Source organism: Pseudoalteromonas sp. SG45-1, from assembly GCF_014164135.1.
Lineage (GTDB): Bacteria > Pseudomonadota > Gammaproteobacteria > Enterobacterales > Alteromonadaceae > Pseudoalteromonas > Pseudoalteromonas distincta.
This window is the reverse complement of record NZ_JACJEP010000001.1, coordinates 315,136-334,338: the sequence shown is the minus strand read 5'-3', so window position 1 is coordinate 334,338 and position 19,203 is coordinate 315,136. Positions and strand designations below refer to the sequence as shown.

17 protein-coding genes and 1 other RNA gene are annotated in these 19,203 nt (G+C 38.7%); 10 read left to right on the top strand and 8 right to left on the bottom strand.

Translation table 11 applies throughout. The features are described from left to right. Positions 1 to 145 precede the first annotated feature (145 nt). Positions 146 to 1,000 (top strand): Tim44 domain-containing protein, encoded by an 855-nt coding sequence (locus tag H5117_RS01455; protein WP_182736001.1) that lies wholly within the window; start codon positions 146 to 148, stop codon positions 998 to 1,000. A 46-nt stretch (positions 1,001 to 1,046) separates the two neighbouring features. On the opposite strand, the gene ggt is transcribed toward H5117_RS01455, so the two are convergent. Both ggt and H5117_RS01445 read right to left on the bottom strand, forming a co-directional pair. Further along, a complete protein-coding gene (ggt, locus tag H5117_RS01450) occupies positions 1,047 to 2,720 on the bottom strand; it encodes a gamma-glutamyltransferase (protein ID WP_182736000.1) in 1,674 nt (557 codons plus the stop codon). 98 nt (positions 2,721 to 2,818) lie between these two features. Further along, a complete protein-coding gene (locus tag H5117_RS01445; RefSeq protein ID WP_004335610.1) occupies positions 2,819 to 3,361 on the bottom strand; it encodes a GNAT family N-acetyltransferase in 543 nt (180 codons plus the stop codon). 51 nt (positions 3,362 to 3,412) lie between these two features. On the opposite strand from H5117_RS01445, the gene H5117_RS01440 reads away from it, so the two are divergent. Further along, entirely contained in the window at positions 3,413 to 3,778 is a 366-nt protein-coding gene (locus H5117_RS01440; protein ID WP_024596750.1) for a hypothetical protein, read from the top strand. 101 nt (positions 3,779 to 3,879) lie between these two features. Here the strand turns inward: H5117_RS01440 and fabB are convergent, their stop codons facing one another. Beyond that, the gene (fabB, locus tag H5117_RS01435) at positions 3,880 to 5,091 is read right to left on the bottom strand and encodes a beta-ketoacyl-ACP synthase I (protein WP_182735999.1); all 1,212 of its coding nucleotides are present in this window, start codon (positions 5,089 to 5,091) and stop codon (positions 3,880 to 3,882) included. A 179-nt stretch (positions 5,092 to 5,270) separates the two neighbouring features. Between fabB and mnmC the strand changes: the two genes are divergently transcribed. Beyond that, positions 5,271 to 7,280, top strand: coding sequence for a bifunctional tRNA (5-methylaminomethyl-2-thiouridine)(34)-methyltransferase MnmD/FAD-dependent 5-carboxymethylaminomethyl-2-thiouridine(34) oxidoreductase MnmC (gene mnmC / locus H5117_RS01430; RefSeq protein WP_182735998.1), 2,010 nt, complete (start codon positions 5,271 to 5,273; stop codon positions 7,278 to 7,280). Between the two features lie 57 nt (positions 7,281 to 7,337). Here the strand turns inward: mnmC and H5117_RS01425 are convergent, their stop codons facing one another. Continuing rightward, positions 7,338 to 8,819 (bottom strand): OmpA family protein, encoded by a 1,482-nt coding sequence (locus H5117_RS01425; protein WP_182693587.1) that lies wholly within the window; start codon positions 8,817 to 8,819, stop codon positions 7,338 to 7,340. A 318-nt stretch (positions 8,820 to 9,137) separates the two neighbouring features. Between H5117_RS01425 and H5117_RS01420 the strand changes: the two genes are divergently transcribed. Beyond that, entirely contained in the window at positions 9,138 to 9,461 is a 324-nt protein-coding gene (locus tag H5117_RS01420) for a hypothetical protein (protein WP_182735997.1), read from the top strand. 182 nt (positions 9,462 to 9,643) lie between these two features. Then, positions 9,644 to 10,279, top strand: coding sequence for an NAD(P)-binding oxidoreductase (locus H5117_RS01415; RefSeq protein ID WP_182693585.1), 636 nt, complete (start codon positions 9,644 to 9,646; stop codon positions 10,277 to 10,279). 178 nt (positions 10,280 to 10,457) lie between these two features. Here the strand turns inward: H5117_RS01415 and H5117_RS01410 are convergent, their stop codons facing one another. Next, the gene (locus H5117_RS01410; protein WP_182735996.1) at positions 10,458 to 11,216 is read right to left on the bottom strand and encodes a sulfite exporter TauE/SafE family protein; all 759 of its coding nucleotides are present in this window, start codon (positions 11,214 to 11,216) and stop codon (positions 10,458 to 10,460) included. 176 nt (positions 11,217 to 11,392) lie between these two features. Between H5117_RS01410 and H5117_RS01405 the strand changes: the two genes are divergently transcribed. The 3 genes from H5117_RS01405 to H5117_RS01395 all read left to right on the top strand — a co-directional run bounded on the left by H5117_RS01405 (position 11,393) and on the right by H5117_RS01395 (position 14,012). Next, positions 11,393 to 12,397: a YHYH protein gene (locus tag H5117_RS01405; protein WP_182692896.1), complete on the top strand. Its 1,005-nt coding sequence runs from the start codon at positions 11,393 to 11,395 to the stop codon at positions 12,395 to 12,397. 35 nt (positions 12,398 to 12,432) lie between these two features. Further along, complete coding sequence (locus H5117_RS01400; RefSeq protein WP_024596756.1) at positions 12,433 to 12,729, top strand: hypothetical protein; 297 nt, start codon at positions 12,433 to 12,435, stop codon at positions 12,727 to 12,729. A 161-nt stretch (positions 12,730 to 12,890) separates the two neighbouring features. After that, positions 12,891 to 14,012, top strand: a complete 1,122-nt coding sequence (locus H5117_RS01395; protein WP_310737160.1) for a hypothetical protein — start codon at positions 12,891 to 12,893, stop codon at positions 14,010 to 14,012. Between the two features lie 98 nt (positions 14,013 to 14,110). On the opposite strand, the gene ssrA is transcribed toward H5117_RS01395, so the two are convergent. Beyond that, positions 14,111 to 14,467: a transfer-messenger RNA gene (ssrA, locus tag H5117_RS01390) on the bottom strand. 263 nt (positions 14,468 to 14,730) lie between these two features. Here ssrA and H5117_RS01385 point away from each other — a divergent pair. Next, entirely contained in the window at positions 14,731 to 16,356 is a 1,626-nt protein-coding gene (locus H5117_RS01385) for a DUF342 domain-containing protein (RefSeq protein ID WP_154903370.1), read from the top strand. Here H5117_RS01385 and rnt read toward each other — a convergent pair. Next, the gene (rnt, locus tag H5117_RS01380; RefSeq protein ID WP_138489440.1) at positions 16,340 to 17,044 is read right to left on the bottom strand and encodes a ribonuclease T; all 705 of its coding nucleotides are present in this window, start codon (positions 17,042 to 17,044) and stop codon (positions 16,340 to 16,342) included. The genes H5117_RS01385 and rnt overlap by 17 nt on opposite strands. Before the next feature lie 202 nt (positions 17,045 to 17,246). Here rnt and H5117_RS01375 point away from each other — a divergent pair, with 202 nt between their 5' ends. After that, positions 17,247 to 18,125 carry an OmpA family protein gene (locus tag H5117_RS01375; protein ID WP_024595663.1) on the top strand — a complete coding sequence of 293 codons (879 nt, stop codon included), beginning with the start codon at positions 17,247 to 17,249 and terminating at the stop codon, positions 18,123 to 18,125. A gap of 5 nt (positions 18,126 to 18,130) precedes the next feature. On the opposite strand, the gene H5117_RS01370 is transcribed toward H5117_RS01375, so the two are convergent. Continuing rightward, positions 18,131 to 19,024 (bottom strand): DMT family transporter, encoded by an 894-nt coding sequence (locus tag H5117_RS01370; protein WP_182735994.1) that lies wholly within the window; start codon positions 19,022 to 19,024, stop codon positions 18,131 to 18,133. Positions 19,025 to 19,203: the final 179 nt, after the last annotated feature.

Sequence of the window (19,203 nt, the reverse complement as noted above, 5' to 3'; positions counted from 1 at the left end):
TAGTTTCTACTGAGCGGTTTTTTGATTATATACTCACCAACAAAGCGTTTCTTCACTCCCCAAAACCTCTGATTTTTAAAGTAATTAATTAAATTCCTAAAGAAAGTAAATTATAATCGCGGCTCGATTTTAATTAGGGAATTTCATGAAGAACATCATCGTTATTTTTTCATTATTGGCATTATTATGTACTGCCAGTTTTGATGCACACGCACGTAAAAAATTTGGCAGTAGTAAACGCGGACAGACACCTGCAACACATCAAACAGCGCAAAAAAAACAAACAGATACAACAACACCTAACGCTACACCTAAAGCCACATCAAATAAAAAAGGCATTATGGCAGGCGTTTTTGGAGGGCTTTTAGCGGGTGGCTTAATTGCAGCAATGTTAGGCGACGATTTTGAAGGTTTTCAGCTATTAGATATGATTTTATTAGCTGGCGGACTCTTTATTTTATTTAAGCTAGTAACGGGCTTTTTACGTGCTAATCGTGCCCCACAACTTGCCAGTGCAAGTACAAGTGCTCAGCAAAATGCCTTTAAACAAGCACCTATCGAGCAACCAACAAGTACCGGCTTTGCAAGCAGCGCCCCACAAGGTGAAAGTGTGCCTTTTAATTTACCACCTAACTTTGACGTTAATGGCTTTTTGCAAGGTGCCCGTAGTCATTACCATACGCTACAAACTGCATGGAACAATGCCGATTACACCACAATGGCTGAATACTTAAGCCCTGCACTTGTTGCCGAGTTTAAAGCTGAACGTGAAGCTATACAAAGCGTAGAAACAGAAGTGATGTTTATTGATGCCGAACTTGTGCGCGCAGATACAAACGCGCAATCGTGGCAGGTTAGTGTTCGCTTTAAAGGTAAGTACCGTGATTTAGGCGATAAAAAAGAAGAGCCTATTTTAGAAATTTGGCACTTAGAGCGTCTAATTTCAGACGACGCTCCATGGCTAATAGTGGGTGTTGAAGATTTAATTGATACTCAATAATTTTGTATTGTTTAAAGCACCGCGCTTTTAGCGCGGTGTTTTTTATTTAAAAAACAATCGATTTTCCACGTCCTGATGCTTCAGAAGCGGCATCTAGTTGGCCCTCTTTATTAATAATAACGTGTAAGTCACCAAAGTGATTCTCATCTATGGTGTAACCAATTTTTGTAAGCTCTGCTTTTACGCTATCGGTTAAACCTATGTGTGTTCTAATTATATTTTTAGGCCACAGTTGATGATGAAAACGAGGGCTATTTACAACCTGCTCTGCAGTCATATCAAACTCTACCGCATTTAAAATAGATTCGTACACAGAGCTAATAATTGTTGTGCCACCAGGCGAGCCTGTCACCATTTTAACGGTGTTGCCTTTAAGGAGTATTGTAGGCGTCATAGAGCTAAGCATACGCTTGTGCGGCTGTATTTCGTTAGCTTTGCCGCCTATTGCACCAAACACATTCATAACGCCTGGTTTGGCACTAAAGTCGTCCATTTCATCATTTAAAATAAACCCTGCACCTTCAACAACTACACCGCTACCAAACCCTAAGTTTATTGTGGTGGTATTTGCGACAGCGTTACCCATTTTATCAACGATTGAAAAGTGTGTAGTTTGCTCACTTTCTTTAAGGCCCGGTTTAATATTTTTGGTAGTCGAGATAGCGGTTAACGAAATGCCATTACTGCGCTCTTTGAGGTAGTTAATATTAGTTAATGCGTTGACTGGTACATCAAAAAAATCAGGATCGCCTAAATACTCCGCCCTATCTGCAAATACACGTTTACCTATTTCAGAAAGTAAGTGTACATACTGAGTAGAGTTATGCGCTAAGCCCGCATCTGGTTTTTGTAGCTCATACATTTTAAGCCACTGTAAAATAGCAATACCACCTGAACTCGGCGGTGGAGAAGTAAGTACTTCATAACCATTCCAACTCGCTTTAATAGGTGTACGTGATTTAGCGGTGTAACCTTTTAAATCATCTTGATTAATTATACCGCCATGTTGGTGCATAAATTTAGCAATAATATTTGCAGTTTCGCCTTTATAAAACCCATCTTGGCCGTTATCACGGATACGCTTTAGCGTTGCCGCTAACTCGGGTTGCTTAAATACTTTATTAGCTTTTACATCAGCAAAGTATTTTTCGAAGTTTACATTTATTTTTTGCTCTTTTAGGTGGGCTATATAATTGCTCACACCTTTTGCTAACTTAGGCGGAACTACAAACCCTTGCTCAGCCAACGTTACCGCTGGTTGTACTAATTCTTCCCACTTTAAAGTGCCATGTTTTTTATGGGCAAGCCACATGCCCGCTACACTGCCAGGTACACCGCTTGCGTGAATACCATATATTGATTTGTTTGCAATAACATTACCTTGCTCATCTAAATACATATCACGATGAGCCGCTGTTGGCGCTGTTTCGCGATAATCTATAAAATCGCCCTTGCCATCTTTTTGAATAAGCATAAATCCCCCGCCGCCAATATTGCCGGCTTCAGGAAGCGTTACTGCTAGTACAAATTGTGCCGTAATAGCCGCATCAACAGCATTACCGCCTTGCTCTAATATACTTTTAGCAGCATCGGCACTGAACGAGTCAGGCATTGCTACCGCACTTTGCGATAAAGGCTGCGCTAAAACACTAAAAGCAGCGAACTGTAAAACCAGCACACTTTTGACAATTAATTTACGTGGTGAAAAAAGCAATCCCATACAACATCCTTAATTTATTATTTTTTAGTTACGCATTCTTATTAATGCACGTCACTTAAGGACAGGTCAATCTTTATACTGTTGATATTTAATCATCTTTAAACACTTTTTGAATAAAGCACCGCAGGTAAGTCGCCTTGCTCGTCTGTATGTGTATAATTTTTTATAAATTGCAGACCTAGCTTTTTCATTATATTTATAGAGGCCGTATTATCTTTTAGTGCCGTTGCACTTATCGCCTTAACGTCATCTTGCTTTATAAGTTCATCACATAATGCTAAAGCCGCCTCGGTTGCATAACCATGCCCCCAACTTGCTTGCTTAAAGCGCCAGCCTATTTCAATATCACTGTAGTTTGGTGCATCAGTAAAAAAGCCCATAGGCCTTATTAATACCCAACCTATAAATGTATTGGTTTGCTTTATAGTGATACTCCACAGCCCCCAGCCTTTAAGCTCATTTCGATATGCGAGCATACGAGGCACTCCCTCATTTTTTATTTGCTCTAAAGAGGTAGGTTCACCTCGTGTTAAATACTGCATTACAGCCGGGTCTTGGTCGAGTTCAAATAATTGAGGCCAATCATGCTCATTCATTAATTTAAAATTTAATCGTTTTGTTACGGGGGCGTTCATTTTCATTGTTGTATAGTCTGCCTCGAATTAATTATCAGTCTCTAAAGGAGATAGCACATGAATAAATTAGCAGGTTTAGCTTTATTAGGCACTTTAATTACATTAACTGGTTGTGAAGATGCCAACGAAGTTAAAGAAGATGCAAAAGATAAAAGCGCACAAATGCAAGAAAAGCTTGGTGATGCATGGAACGACGTTAAAGAGACAACTAACGATCTTAAAAATGACGAGTCTTTAAACGAGCTATTAGAGCAAAGTAAAGCAATGGGCTTAGACATGTACGACGACGGCAAAGAGATTGCGGTTGACGCATGGATTAAAAGCAAAGAAGCTGCTGGCGAGTTAACTGAAAAAACTAAGCAAAAAGCGCAAGAAATTGCAGACGAAATTGAGCAAGCGCGTCAAGAACATAACGAAGGTTAATTAAACTTTCGATAATAAAAAAGGAAAGCCTCGGCTTTCCTTTTTTGTTTTGGACTATTTAGCCCAGTTATGCGTTTGCATATAGGGCTTATAAGCTCAAATTAACCTTTGTACTTACTCATCACTAAAGTCGCGTTTGTGCCACCAAAGCCAAAGCTATTAGACATTACAGTATTTAACTCAACATCACGACGCTCAGTAATAATATCTAAACCTGTCGCTTGCTCATCTAGCTCATCAATATTAATTGAAGGTGCTACAAAGCTGTGCTCTAGCATTAATAATGAGAAGATAGCTTCGTGAACACCTGCAGCACCTAGGGCATGACCCGTCATTGCTTTAGTTGCGCTGATCATTGGTGATTTACCACCAAACACTTCTTGTATCGCACCTAGCTCTTTAACGTCACCTACTGGTGTAGATGTACCATGCGTGTTTAAGTAATCAATACTATCTACATCTTGCATAGCTTGGCGCATACAACGTGCTGCACCTTCGCCAGATGGAGCAACCATGTCGTAGCCATCTGATGTTGCACCGTAGCCAACAATTTCAGCGTAAATGTGCGCGCCACGTGCAAGTGCATGTTCAAGTTCTTCAACTACAACAATACCGCCGCCGCCAGAAATAACAAAACCATCGCGATTAGCATCGTATGTACGAGATGCTTTTTCAGGGGTTTCGTTGTATTTAGTAGAAAGTGCGCCCATAGCGTCAAATTCCATTGCCAATGTCCAGTGTAGCTCTTCACCACCACCAGCAAACACAACGTCTTGCTTGCCAAGCTGGATTTGCTCTACTGCATTACCAATACAATGCGCAGATGTTGCACATGCAGAGCTAATTGAATAGTTAACACCTTTAATTTTAAATGGTGTTGCTAAGCAAGCAGATGTAGTGCTCGCCATAGTGCGTGGCACCATATAAGGCCCTACACGTTTTACGCCTTTTTCACGTAAAATATCAGCAGCTGCTACTTGCCATTTAGACGAACCACCGCCAGAGCCAACAATAATACCCGTGCGCTCATTTGATACTTGGTCGTCAGACAAACCTGAGTCTTCAATTGCTTGCGTCATTGAAATATAAGAGTAAGCAGCAGCATCTCCCATAAAGCGCATTGCTTTGCGGTCAACGTGTGCTTTAACGTCAATATCAATTTTACCCGATACGTTACTACGTAACTTATAATCGGCAAATTCTTGATTAAAAGCGATGCCGCTTTTGCCCGTTTTTAACGATTCTAATACTTCTTCTTTGTTGTTACCTATACTTGATACAACACCGATACCTGTAATTACAGCTCTTCTCATGGGTAATTCCCTTAGCTTAATACTTAATTGCATTCTATTTTACGCGAATTTAATCACCTAAGTGGTCAGCTTTCTAGCGTACACTTGTACTCTGAACTGCTAGCTTATAAATAACGCCAGACTATTTCAAAGAAAACCCGTAAAATAATTAAAAAATATATCTATAAAATTAAAAAATCATGATCAAAAATGCACATATACACTTTAATAATTTAGGTACACCTTTCGCTAATGACTTCGGTGATATTTATTTTTCTAATGACGATGGCTTAGCTGAATCGCATTATGTGTATTATGAGCAAAATAATATAGATGCACGATTACAAAATCATGACCAGCCACATTTTGTTATTGCCGAAACCGGCTTTGGTACAGGTTTAAACTTTTTAAATACATGGCAACGCTTTACTGACCACCTTGCACGTCAACAAGTTCAAAATCAATTAGATAATGGTGTTAAACGCTTACACTTTATTTCATTTGAAAAATATCCACTGCACATAGACGATTTAAACAAAGCACTACAGGCATGGCCTTCATTAAGCACCTTTAGTAACAAATTATCTAAACAATACCCAATTAATTTAGAAGGATGCCACAGACTCGAATTTGACAATGGACTGGTTGTTCTCGATTTATACTTTGGTGATGCACTTGAATCAATACAAGCAATGAGCTATCCGCAAACAGGAATAGTTGACGCTTGGTATTTAGATGGTTTTGCGCCAAGTAAAAACCCCGAAATGTGGCAGCAAAGTTTATTTAATTCTATGGCCAATATATCAAGGGCGAGTGCAACCTTATCAACATTTACTTCAGCAGGCTTTGTTCGCCGTGGATTAATTGATGCAGGGTTTAATACTAAAAAAACCAAAGGCTTTGGCCAAAAAAGAGATATGCTTGTTGGCCAACTAGAGTGCGTAAATGATGCTCAATCAGCTCCTGCATATTTTCATCAAGATAGCAGTGCTTTAAAAAATGTAGCGGTCATTGGCGGCGGTATAGCCAGTAGCTGCATTTTATATAGCTTGGCTAAACGAGGCATAGCAAGCCAATTATTTTGCCAAGATGAAAAACCAGCTATGGGGGCATCGCACAATGTGCAAGGCGCTATTTACCCTCACCTACAAGCAAAAAATTCACCGCACAGTGAATTGTTCGCACATAGCTTTTTATACGCTAAGCGCCTATATAACAACTTACTTAGCAGTGGTTTTAATTTTGATTACGATTGGTGCGGCGTATTACAACACGCAGTAAAAAAGCCTCTGGCCGATAAACATGAAAACTTAGCACAAAAACAACTGTGGCCAACCCAGCTAATGCACAACGTAACCGCAGAGCAAGGCGTCGAAATAGCCGGCGTAGAAACAGGTTATTCGGGCGTGTTTTTTGAGCAAGGCGGCTGGGTTAACCCTCCGCAATTAGTAAACGCCATGTTAAGCGCTGCAAATAGCATAAACCCATTTAAAAGCGTATTTAACTGCAATATAAAACAGCTTAAAAAAACTGACAGCGGTTGGTTTTTATTAACGAATGATGAGCAGTTAGGTCCTTTTAGTGATGTAATTATTTGTGCGGGCGAGCACAGTGATGCATTTGAGCAAACAAAAGCGCTACCAATAGTAGGCGTACGCGGGCAAGTTTCACATATTGAGGCAAGTGAGCAATCACGCAAACTTAAAACAGTGCTGTGCCATAAAGGGTATTTTACCCCAGCCTATTTAGATCATCACTGTATGGGAGCCACGTTTGAAAAAAACACCAAAAGCCGTCAAGTTACAGCGCTCGACAACCAATTAAACCAAGAGCAACTACTTAGCTTTTATCAGCAAAGTGAATTTGCCTCAACCCTTGGCAATATTACCTCGGCAAAAGCAGCTGTACGATGCACATTTATAGATCACCTACCAATGGCAGGGCAATGGTGCGAACAAAGTGATTATACAATGGCCTTTGCTAACTTACGCTTAGGAAAACGCTATCAATATGAGAAACTTAATAAGCCACAACAAGGCCTGCATATTTTTACCGGCTTTGGCGCCCGCGCTTTATGTAGCGCACCGCTAAGTGCAGAACATCTCGTAAGCTGTTTAAATAACGAGCCTCGCCCATTAAGCGAACGTGTAAGCCAAGCTATTCACCCTGCTCGGTTTATAGTACGAGATTTAATTCGTAATAAAATTTAAATGAGGTATACACATTAAAATAATAGATCTAATGTGCATATAAATTAAAAACGTAAATTATTTTGAACTAGACAACCTTTCGACTAATTCAACACGGCGGTTTAGTTCACGACCTAAATCATTTTTATTAGTTGCAACGGGTGAATAAGGACCCGCTCCTTGAGCTAATAACCTTTCTTTAGCTACCCCATAATCAGCAATTAATGCGTTAACAACCGCATCAGCACGGCGCTTTGAAAGGTTTACATTATAATTAGGCGAACCTTTATCATCGGTATGACCAACAACATATAAACTCAATTTTTTATTTTTTTCCATAACTTGAGCAATAACATCTAACGCCTCTTTAGATTCAGCTTTAATAGTGGCTTTATCATAATCAAATAAAATACCGTAAATAGACGCCTTTCCTTTTTGCTCTAACTGCTCAAGAACTTTATCACTATTCGTTTCTATTAAGCCTGTCACTAAGGGCTCTGTACGAGCAACAACAAGCTGAATACGAGAATCGCCATTATAGTTACCTATAAAAAAGGCAACGTAGGTAGTTTGCTCATTTAGAGTGTTTTTCATAACTTGATATCTAGGTTGGTGAAAGTAGTTATAAACAGGTTTGATTGCCAGCTTATCGCCTAATGCTTGAATCTCTTTTCTTTTTGTACCGCATTCATTTTTTTGACAAGAAAATACGGTTTCAAAACCTTCTTTAGTCAAAGCACTCACATAGTTATGATAAATTTTTAACGTCGATACTTTATTCGCAATATAAGTAATTCGCGTTAAATCTCCTGTAACATCAAGCATAGGTGAAGTACTCGTTTTTTTATCAGACTTGCCAATTGGGATACTAAACTCCTCATAATCAATATTTTGATAATCCTCGATATAGCTACCAGGGTAACGACTTAATAAAGGATGATCTGCAGAACCTTTATAATCTCCATGTGTAGATTTTTTTATTTTATTATTAACTTTTTTCTTGAATGCTTCAAAATCAGCTTTTATTAGTCCAGTTTCAATTTCTTTAATATTGATCGTAGTCAAAAGCGCTTGTGTCGTATTTTTATATTGTCCAACAAATAACGAAATGGCAGCTTCAGGAACCTCTCCTTTTGCTGCGTAAATATAATGTGGTTGTCCGTAATAACTAGACACGTTGAAATAGCTCGACTCTTCAGCCAGCAATTTATCCTCTCGCTTTTCATAACAATCGTTTAAAGAACATATATACAAAACTTTAAATCCAGCATCATTTAAAGCGTCTTTGTAGTTTTCTATTACCTTTAAAGAAGCAACATTCTTTATTTGATAAGAAAAATGACTTACATCACCAATAAATGTCTTATATTCAAATTTTTGAGATTTTTTTAGCGCAGGATTAAAGGCTGATACAAACTGTGCTTCTTCACCCGCTAAAGTGACTTTTTCTTCTAATTTCGCATCGGGGTAAGCCGTTAGTAATAGCTTTGCTTGCAGGTTAAACGCGCAGCACAGGTAGGCAGTACAAATTAAAAGTACTTTGATAATACTATTTTTCATGGAAATTCCTTTTAAAGTATTAGTTTACATTAGCACTATGCCTAATGAGCAAACTTAATTCAACGATCCTTATTTGTGTAACTTTTTCACACTTCAACGTATAACTGAAGTGCAGCCATATTAAGAGTTGTATAATGCGTCGGTTAATAAGCTGTTTAAATAACGAGCCTCGCCCATTAAGCGAACGTGTAAGCCAAGCTATTCACTCTGCTCGGTTTATAGTACGAGATTTAATTCGTAATAAAATTTAAATGACAAAGGTGCTTATTGAGGTAAAATGAGTACCAATAAATGGAATTTATTATTTAAAGGACTTTAATGAAAATTTTAGCATTTTTAATAATACTGCTATGCACTCTATCGTTTAATGTACTTAGCCAAAACGTCACTGAAATCCCACTTCCTGAAGAGTTTGTTACAACAATGGATGTAGCCGGCGAATACCCAATGGTTCGCACTGGTTATTTAACAGATTCAATTTCTGATATCGCTCGCTTTTATCAGCAAAAATTAGGAGAGCCGTTAAAAACAAGCGGCAATAATACATATCGCACTTTGTTTTATAATTACCAAGAACATAAAGTTCGTATTAGTCTATATCGCCGTAGTTATGTGACCGAAGTGAGTATAATGGTTGAATAAAAAGTTCTAAAAAACACGCCAAAAGCAGCTAATTTTAATACTCAGTTAAGTATTGAATTTTAATTAAAGTATTTTTTGAAATTAGCTCATTTAAACTCTTTTTTACCCTTTAAAAATTATCCCCTACCCCAAGGTCTGTTTATAAGCACATTACTTTTACTATTTATTGGAAGGAGTTAATTATGAGTAAGACCCTAATTATTGGCGCAAGCGGACAAATAGGTAAAATGGCAACTGAGCTACTTTTAAAAAATGAGCAAAATGTTGTGGCATTAGTGCGTGACAAAAATAAGCTAAGTGATTTAAACAGCTCTTTTTTAACTATTGTTGAGCAAGATCTTGAAGGCGATTTTGGCAAAGCAATAAAAGGCTGTGACCAAGTGATTTTTGCTGCAGGTTCTGGCGGAAATACGGGCGATGATAAAACTGTACTTATTGATTTATGGGCTGCAACTAAAGCAGCTACCTTTGCAAAAGAGCATGGCGTTAGACACTTTATTATGGTCAGTTCGATTGGTGCTGACGATCCAGATTCGATTCAAGGTGATTTAAAACCTTACTTAGTTGCCAAGCACATGGCTGATGAGCACCTAATAAATAGTGGTTTAAATTACACCATTGTTCGCCCTGGTACACTGACTGATGATAGCGCTTCAATGCAAGTAACGACGCAGCAACCAAGTGATCGTTCTGAGGCTAAAATTAGCCGCGAAAACGTAGCCAATGCATTATTACATATTGCGACTAACTCATTTATTAGTAACCGCATTTTTGAGTTATTTGATGGCGACAAACCAATTAAAGCCGCTGTTAAATAAGCTTTAATACCAATTTAATTAAACGTATGAACAATTATTGCAGGTTGGTATAGTTCATGGATAAGGCAAAAAATTACAGTGTAGTCGCTCTATATCAGTAACTTTTTGGCGCAATGAATTATTTAATCCGCTTAAGTGATTTATGTTTAATAAAATTAAATTTACTCCACTAAGTAAATTAGTGGAGTAATATTTTAATACCTTGCCAACCGAGTTGTAGCGTTAATAACGTTAAAACGACTCTAAAAATACGCTTAAATTTATCCCCAGACATACTTTTAAGTAATTTAATTCCAAACCAAGTCCCTACAGCACCACTTATTACCATAGCAATTACAAGCGGCATCCATTGCCAAAAGCTAAAGCCAACAGCACCATAAATTACCGCTTTTAATAAATGCTGCACACTCATAATGCTCGAAAACGTTGCCGTAAATTTTAACTTTTCGTAATTATTTATATATAAACAGCTACCAACTAATGGCCCGCTCGCCCCCACAAACATAGAAACAAAAGTTGTTATGCCACCGGCGACCATGCGCCATAGCTTAGAGGTTAGTTTTACTGGCGGCGTTTTACCCCACAGTAAATAAATAACAAAAATAGCGACCACTAACTTCATAGCATCAAGCGATATATCATCAATAACAAAACTTGATAACCCCGCCCCTACTAAGCCGCCTAACGCAAAATATACAAACATGCTTTTATCAATATGCTTAAAGCTGAGTAAAAACCTATTTGCATTAGAGCCAAGCTGTACTAAACCATGCACAGGCACAACAACTGCCATAGGCATAAACGACGCCATAACAACAAGCAACATTAGCCCGCCACCCGCACCAAATGCAGCAGATATAAAAGAAGTAAAGCCCGCGGTGATCATCATTAATAAAAACAAAAATAAAGACATACTGTCGGGAAGTAAAAAGTCCATAAAACTCCACTGCCTATTTAGGTACTTTAAAGTCGCACAATAAAAGGTACAACATACACCTATAGCAAGTGTTATAAGCCTCTATTTCAGGCAATGTATTATGTTGCGTTGTTTTTGCACTTTGTTTGCACATTTAACAAATATTATACATTCAACTTCATTACCGGATATTTCTGATGAGAAAACTTAACGCACCAATTTTAGCACCGCTTGCAGTGTGCATACTTGCACTGAGTTTAGCTGCCTGTAACGGTAGCGATACTCAAAGTAGCGTCGTAACTGAAACAACCACCGATGAGGGCACTACAACAGATACTTCAACCGATTTTGTTGTAGAAGTTGACCCTTTTAACTTTGAAAGCGATGCGCTCATTTCATCAATTACCACTCAAACATGTACGCTAAGTAATGGCGATGAAACTTCATGCTACAAAATTGATATTGCAGGTGCGCCTTCAAATTACGAGATTGGTGTATTTTGCCCTAGAAATATCACATCAACAGCAGACGAAGCCGGTATTTGGTTTGATGGCACCGGTGAGGTTTACGATATAACTGGCGACTTTATTTTAAATCTACCAACATTATATAACGATAACCATTGGCAGCTATACGACGAAGGTACAGGCCTGGTAAATGTAACAGACACACAAGAATCGTGTGATGGTGCTGCACGTCCAAACGTAGAGGAGCAATACCAAAATCACTGCGTAGAATGCTCTATTGATTATGTTGATGGCGGTATATCAGAATCATTTTTAATACCAATAACGCCTGTTGCAACCACTCAAAATAGCAGTATTGGTAACACTAATGTAGGTGTTGCTCTCAATGGTGTTGTACTTGCTGCACCCGCCCCTGTTGAGGCTATTTTAGGCGCATACACTATTGCAGCCTTTGATGATTGCGCTGGGCATATTAACTTAGTAGCAGGTTATCACTACCACGGTGAAGCAGGCTGTAGCCAAACACAAATCCAATCAGATGGTCATGCCGCCATGATGGGTTATGCACTCGATGGATTTGGTATATTTGGCATGCTTAACGAAGATGGATTAGAACCCACTGATTTAGATGAATGTAGAGGCCACACCGACGATACACGCGGATACCACTACCATGCAGCCGATGTATCTGAAAACATGTTTATTGGTTGTTTTAAAGGTGCTACCGCAAGATAACTCGCATTCTGGCCAAATAATTAACTGAGATACTAATGAAAATATTTAACGTAATAAAAGCACTAACCACTGGCTTTTTACTTGCTACCTCATGCTCAGCGCTAAGTCATGCAGGCCACGGCTCAAACGCGCCTTGGGAAGCATGTGAAGAAAAAGCCATTAATGAAGGTTGTAGCTACACAAGCCATGATAAAAAAGCGACAGGCACATGCCAAGCAATGAACAAAGTACTTATGTGCGTTCGAAATAAACCACTTGAAACATTAATAGACAAAGCAACCCAACCTGCCAGTGATCAAAAGCAATCTGTAAAATCACTCGCAAAACGATAAAGTAAAGTAACAGCTACACGCCAAAGTCTTAACGCTGTTTGTTAAGGCTTTTTTAATCACAAATCATTAGAAAGCATACCCTTTATCTGTTAAATTAGCTTTGTGTATCAAATAATAAAAATAAAATTCCAAAAATGGAATTACACAAGCAAGGTACTAACGTGAGCGCTACATTTAAAATTGTTTTTAATGGTCAGTTATATCAAAATACTGACCTTACCTCTGCCCAAGAAAAACTTAGCCAACTTCTAAATATTCCTCATAATATTGTTGTTCAGTTATTTGATGGAAAAGCTTACGCTTTAAAAAAAGACTTATCGAGTATTGATGCTGTTAAAACAGAATCCTCACTAAAAAAGCTAGGATTAATTACTAAAGTAGAACCGCAACTCTCTACTGTAACCTCTCAATCTAAAAATAATCAAATAGCACTCACTGAGCACAACAAAAATACAGATAAACACATTAGTGAAATTACTGACGGCAAAAGTATTTCAATACAAAACGAACGCCTAGATACAAACGAAGCCCCAAATACAGCTGCAGCTATTAAGCAAAGTTATAATAAATATAAATTACTGCGTAACACTTTAAAAAGCGGATTGTACTTTTGCTATTGCGCACTTTGTATTATTACCATAATAGGCGTAGGGATCAGTGTTAATGCACTTAAAAACAATTTTGGCACTCTAAATAACGGAACTACAAATAACACAACTACAAATAACACAACTACAAACAACTTAAGTTACCAAAATTATAAACAATATTTGATTGATCAAAATAGCCTAAATCAACCAGCAAAAAAAGTAACAAACGAGCAAGCAGCTAGCCCTACACAGCAAAAAAGTAATGAGTACTTTAGACGCTTTTCATCGCTAATAAATAGCTACGCGCAAAGTACAGGACAAGCTGATATAAAAACGATGGGGGGCGATAAATTACAACAGCACCTGCAAGAAATAGATGACCTAGGCCCTAAAAATGAATTTTGGCAGCAACTGGTACAACTTTCAAAAGGCTTAGATAACGATAAGCATGTAATAGGGATGCTACACAATACTGATCCCGCCAAAGTACAATGGATAAACGCGGTAGATTGGATCAGCCAAAGCTATATTAGGCAACAGCAAAACTCGCAAACTACAAACAATTCTCCTGTCACTACCTACGAGCCAAGTAACCCTATACTTAACCTAACGTTGTTAATAAGTATGCTGTCGTTATTTAGCCTGCTTGTGATTGCAATAAAAATGAAGCTACGCGCAATAAGACATTCTTAAACTTTATTTTATAAACTCCATAAAAAAACCCGCAAATTTGAATTAACAAATTTGCGGGTTTCTTATGGTTTTCGAATAACGAGTTCAAAAACCTTTATTGGTGGAGCTGGGGGGATTTGAACCCCCGTCCGAAAAGCCTCGACCGTCGGTACTACATGTTTAGTATTGTCATTTAATTAACCTTTAAGTCCCGGACAAACACGGTAAATAAAGGCGAGGCCGCTTAGTTTTAACGCTTCAACCCCGGCCAGGGTTTCCGTCGCGATCAGGTGTTAGGGTGACACTCCAAAATCCAGTCCACAAGAATACATGGAAGGAGCGCTAGCCAGCCTAAGCTGCTAGAGAGTAGTTATCGTCGTTTGCGATTACTTTAGGTTGCGGCTGTTTAACGAGGCAAACCGCACCTCGACATGCACCTTGGGCTTCTTGAATTCCGTCGAATCCTAATCAGCCCCTGAATTAGTAACTCAATTCAGAGCGTGCAAACAGTATAACTGAGTAAAGTACTGATACTCAAGGCCTAGTAACGCTTTATTTTAATTGCGTGCACTAACCGAGCATTAAGTAACCAAAATTTAGTTTATGCAAGCCCATATAAACATTTGCTTAACAATGTGTTTAACCTGTGTTCAAATAAGGAGTTAAGGTTTTTGTCATTTCTAAACCTTTAGTTGTAAAAAACAAAAATAATAACAGGCATAGAGTAGGGAATTAATAAATGTCGGTTTTTTCATTTGATCAAAATACAGGGTTTGTCTCTTTAGTTAGTCACCCTATTGATAGTGGCTTTCCTGTTACGAGTACTCAGCTTACGCAAATGCTCGAACAATCTGAGTTTAGTGAGTACGAAGCTGTCATTGCCAATATTGGAAAGCTTTTTGCGCCAACTAAAAACTATCAGGAAGTATCACTTGTCGTTGCTAAAGCGGTAGATGCGTCGCTTGTCATTAATATTGATGAAAAAAACATGGTCGCAGAAGCAACATTAACTACCGCTAAAGGTGGTGCGCTTTTGTCTATGGAAGGTGCGCAAAAAGCGCTTGCTGATGCAGGTGTTAAAAAAGGAATAAGCCCACGCGCGCTTGATACCTTTTTAGGCCAGCAGTTTGAAAAACCAGCAGGAAGCTCTTATAGCGCCATAATTGCACATGGGCGTAATCCTAAAAAAGGCAGCGATGCTAAATTTGTGCGCTTATGCTCAACAGCCCAAGACCGTGTGCTTAGCCCACAAGCTAAGGAAGGTGGTAAGGTTGATATGAAAAATCTTGGCGCTATTATCACCGTAAAACCTGGTACTCCCTTAATGCAGCGTATTGCCGCTACTCCTGGAGAAGATGGCTATACGGTATTTGGCGATTCAATTAGTGCAAAACCAGGTACAGATCACCAACTCCAGCCTTTCGAAGGTACAAAAGTAGATCCTAATAATCCTAATATGCTTATTGCCGACTGCAAAGGTGTGCCCGTTGCCCTACCCCGAGGTATGCGTGTAGATGACGTTTTATGCTTTGATAACGTAGATGTAAGTACAGGCCACGTTGATTTTGATGGTAGCGTAATTATTACTGGCGATATTAAAGACGGCATGCGTGTAAAAGCCAATGGTGATATTACGGTACTGGGTTTTGTAGAATCAGGAGCTGTTGAAAGTAAAAGTGCGGTAACCATTATGCTTGGCGCAATTGGTAGAAAACGTGAAGGCGAGGAAGCATTTACATGCTCTATAACCGCTCTGCGAACTATTTCTATTGGTTATGCTCAGTACTGCAATATTAAATCCGAACAAGATTTATTTATTGAACGCCAAGCTCTACATTGTGATTTAAGTGCTAGGCGGTTAATACGTGTAGGCAAAGCAAACGATCCGCGAGGTAAAATTATTGGCGGTAATATTTTAGATGCTATGCGCATTGAAACAGGTGAGCTAGGCGCGCCAGCCGGTACTAAAACGCGCGTATTTTTAGCGCAACTCTGGTTTGAGCTTCGCCAAAAGCAAACACAAATAACCGATTTTGAAAAAGTACTTGCGACTAAAGTAACCGCTTTACAACAGGCTCGTGAAAAAGCGAGTAAAATTGCGGGGGCTGCTCAGCGCCAGCAATTCATGAATAAGATAACTGAAAATGAAAAGCATATAAAAATACGCTCTGCACATATTCATCGTCAAAAACTACTTATTAAGCAAAAAATAGTGCAATTACTTGCCAGTAGTCGTTTAAAAGTAAATGAATTAATGCACCCTGGTGTGGAGCTTAAAATAGCGAAAGATTCTAAACAATTTTCGCGTATTTACCCGCCCCACCTAGTTAAGCTAACTGAGGGTAAAATTACTCAGACGTTTTAGTTTCTTCGTTATTTTGTGTATCAGTTTCAACTTCGCCATTTGCGTCGCAATCGTCGGTTGGCGCTAATGGCCAACCACCTAATTGCTGCCAGCGGTTTACTATTAAGCAATAAAGCTCAGCTGTACGTTCTGTGTCGTAAAGCGCTGAGTGTGCTTGGCTGTTATCAAACTCGATACCTGCCGCTCTACATGCTTTTGCTAATACAGTCTGCCCTAACGCTAAACCCGCTAAAGATGTTGTATCAAAGCTTACGAACGGATGAAATGGCGTACGCTTAATGTTATTACGCTCTATTGCTGCATTTAAAAAGCCATGATCGAATGCGGCATTATGCGCCACAATAACTGAGCGTTGGCACCCTGCGGCCTTTTGCGCTTTGCGTACTACTTTACATATTTCTTTAATTACTTCGTCTTCAGGTACTGCGCCACGTAATGGTGAAAACGGGTCTATACCGTTAAAGTCGATGGCTGCTTGTTCTATATTAGCGCCTTCGAATGGCTGAACATGAAAATGAACAGTATGATCTATGCTGAGCAGTCCTTCGTCATCCATTTTTAAAACAGAAGCTGCTATTTCTAACAAGGCATCTGTCTCTTTGTTAAAACCTGCAGTTTCAACATCAATAACAACAGGAAAAAATCCACGAAAGCGTTTTGCGAAAGGTGTTTGCTCAGTATTTGCCATAGTCTTCTTTGTTTATACGTGTAAGCTGACTATTATGTCAAAATTGATGCCCCCTAGGCTAGGAGATTTAAGTATTTATTGCTTTAAAATTGTAGGCACATAACTTGCTTTAACTTATAAGTTAGTTACGTAGAGAACAAACTAATCATTGCAGTCGTTAATTTGCCAAATTATTGGCATTCCCGGATAGCTGGAGAGCACCATGAAGTATAAGTTGTTATTTATTAGCCTTAGTATAAGTGCAGTGCTTTGCAGTACTCACTCGCAAGCTGCTATGCGCCAATACACAGCAACCCAAGACAACTCCAACTGGGAAGTCGTTAAAACAACGCGCTTACAATGCCAATTAAATCATGAAGTTCCTTATTATGGGGAAGCTATTTTTAAAGCTTCAGCAAGTAAAAATAAAAACTTAACGTTTAATTTAGATATGGTTGTACGCCCAGATAATTACGCAATTGCTGGTTTAAAAGCCGTGCCACCGTCTTGGCGAGCAGGCTTACCGGCCCGTGATATTGCAAATATGAAATTACTTAAAAAGTTTGATGGTGAGCTGGGCAATAAAACCGCATGGGAGATGCTTAGTGAGCTTGAAAAAGGCTACTACCCTACTTTTTATTATCAAGACTGGCAAAACAGTGCCGATAAAATTGCCGTTGGTATATCGAGTGTAAACTTTAAACAAGCTTACTGGGCTTTTTTACAATGCCGTGATGAGCTACTCCCTTACAGCTTTGAAGATATTTCGTTTACTGTAATGAACTATCAATCTAACAGCAGTAAATTAACTAAATCGTCGCAACAACGTCTTGATAAGATTGCTGAGTATCTAAAAAATGACGCAAGCATAGAGTCCATTAGCATTGACTCATACACCGATAGTTATGGCGGACGCTGGAATAACTTAGATTTATCGCGCAAGCGCGCCAAAACTATAAAAGATTATATGGTGAGCTTGGGTGTTGATGAAGCAAAAGTGCAAACCACCGGTTTAGGCGAAAAACGCTTTGTTGATAATAACGATAACATTTTAGGCCGAGACAAAAACCGTCGTTTAATTATTCAAATAGAGAAAATGTAGTAAAACTAATTTGCGCTTACTCTCTTTCGCTTTAAAAATTTATCACCAAATTGGAAAAACCCCAGACTAATTAAAATAATAACCGCACCAATTATTAGCTCTTGGCTTAATGGCTCATTGTTTAGCCAAGCTCCTAAGCCTAACGCAAAGCTAGGAGTTATGAGCGTAGTAAGTGATACCGTACTCGCATTTAGATTTTGCAGTACATGAAAATACGCTAAAGCCCCAACTAAAGATCCAAACACACCTAGATAACCAATTGCCCACAATGATTTTGCACTCCAGTTTTGTATATGCAACTGACCATCTAATAACCACCAAGCAATAAAAAAGAGTGGAGTTACAAAAACTAAGGCACCAAATGTTGTTGCCATAGGGTGAATCGCAATTTGTACGCGCTTAATCATCACACCACTTAAGCTAAAAAAGCAAACAGCCATAAACACATAAAGTAACCCGAGCCCTTGAGTTTGCGAGTTTTGTACTTGGTTATAACTAACAAAATATAAGCCGATTAGGGCGCACGCTAACGCCACTAATTTAATCGGGCTAAATTTAGGTTCATTTAGTAATTGCTGAGCAAGCAACCCTGACAAAATAGGTGCAATGCCAAACATAAGCGAAATAATACCCGAAGGGACTGTTTTAGCTGCCATATAGCTCAACAACATACCGCCAAAAATACCTATACTCGAATAAAAATAAAGTAAGCATGCATTTTTGCTCCAAGGTACTCTAATGTTTGTTATGGCAACAATTAAACCACCTAAAAACAACCCCACCAGCATACGCATTAATACAGCAAGCGTTGGCGATACTGTTTCACTGCTCCACACAATCCCCAGTGGTGTAGTAGACCAAATGAGAACCATAAAAAAATACGATACTTTTACCGGCACATGCCAATCCTTAGCGTTTTATAACGCAATCCAACGTATATAAAATTATACCCTCACCACCCTATTTTAATACTTTTAAATGCATACAAGTCCTTAATAAATACAGTTGTAAATTGTAGGTTACATTTTAATACCGCTCTTTTATTACAAAACTATTTGAGATTTGAGTAACTAGTTAT

Excerpts from the sequence above, each read along its gene's own strand:
- H5117_RS01455 (WP_182736001.1), top strand. The coding sequence starts at position 146 with ATGAAGAACATCATCGTTATTTTTTCATTATTGGCATTATTATGTACT.
- ggt (WP_182736000.1), bottom strand. The coding sequence starts at position 2,720 with ATGGGATTGCTTTTTTCACCACGTAAATTAATTGTCAAAAGTGTGCTG.
- H5117_RS01445 (WP_004335610.1), bottom strand. The coding sequence starts at position 3,361 with ATGAAAATGAACGCCCCCGTAACAAAACGATTAAATTTTAAATTAATG.
- H5117_RS01440 (WP_024596750.1), top strand. The coding sequence starts at position 3,413 with ATGAATAAATTAGCAGGTTTAGCTTTATTAGGCACTTTAATTACATTA.
- fabB (WP_182735999.1), bottom strand. The coding sequence starts at position 5,091 with ATGAGAAGAGCTGTAATTACAGGTATCGGTGTTGTATCAAGTATAGGT.
- mnmC (WP_182735998.1), top strand. The coding sequence starts at position 5,271 with ATGATCAAAAATGCACATATACACTTTAATAATTTAGGTACACCTTTC.
- H5117_RS01425 (WP_182693587.1), bottom strand. The coding sequence starts at position 8,819 with ATGAAAAATAGTATTATCAAAGTACTTTTAATTTGTACTGCCTACCTG.
- H5117_RS01420 (WP_182735997.1), top strand. The coding sequence starts at position 9,138 with ATGAAAATTTTAGCATTTTTAATAATACTGCTATGCACTCTATCGTTT.
- H5117_RS01415 (WP_182693585.1), top strand. The coding sequence starts at position 9,644 with ATGAGTAAGACCCTAATTATTGGCGCAAGCGGACAAATAGGTAAAATG.
- H5117_RS01410 (WP_182735996.1), bottom strand. The coding sequence starts at position 11,216 with ATGGACTTTTTACTTCCCGACAGTATGTCTTTATTTTTGTTTTTATTA.
- H5117_RS01405 (WP_182692896.1), top strand. The coding sequence starts at position 11,393 with ATGAGAAAACTTAACGCACCAATTTTAGCACCGCTTGCAGTGTGCATA.
- H5117_RS01400 (WP_024596756.1), top strand. The coding sequence starts at position 12,433 with ATGAAAATATTTAACGTAATAAAAGCACTAACCACTGGCTTTTTACTT.
- H5117_RS01385 (WP_154903370.1), top strand. The coding sequence starts at position 14,731 with ATGTCGGTTTTTTCATTTGATCAAAATACAGGGTTTGTCTCTTTAGTT.
- rnt (WP_138489440.1), bottom strand. The coding sequence starts at position 17,044 with ATGGCAAATACTGAGCAAACACCTTTCGCAAAACGCTTTCGTGGATTT.
- H5117_RS01375 (WP_024595663.1), top strand. The coding sequence starts at position 17,247 with ATGAAGTATAAGTTGTTATTTATTAGCCTTAGTATAAGTGCAGTGCTT.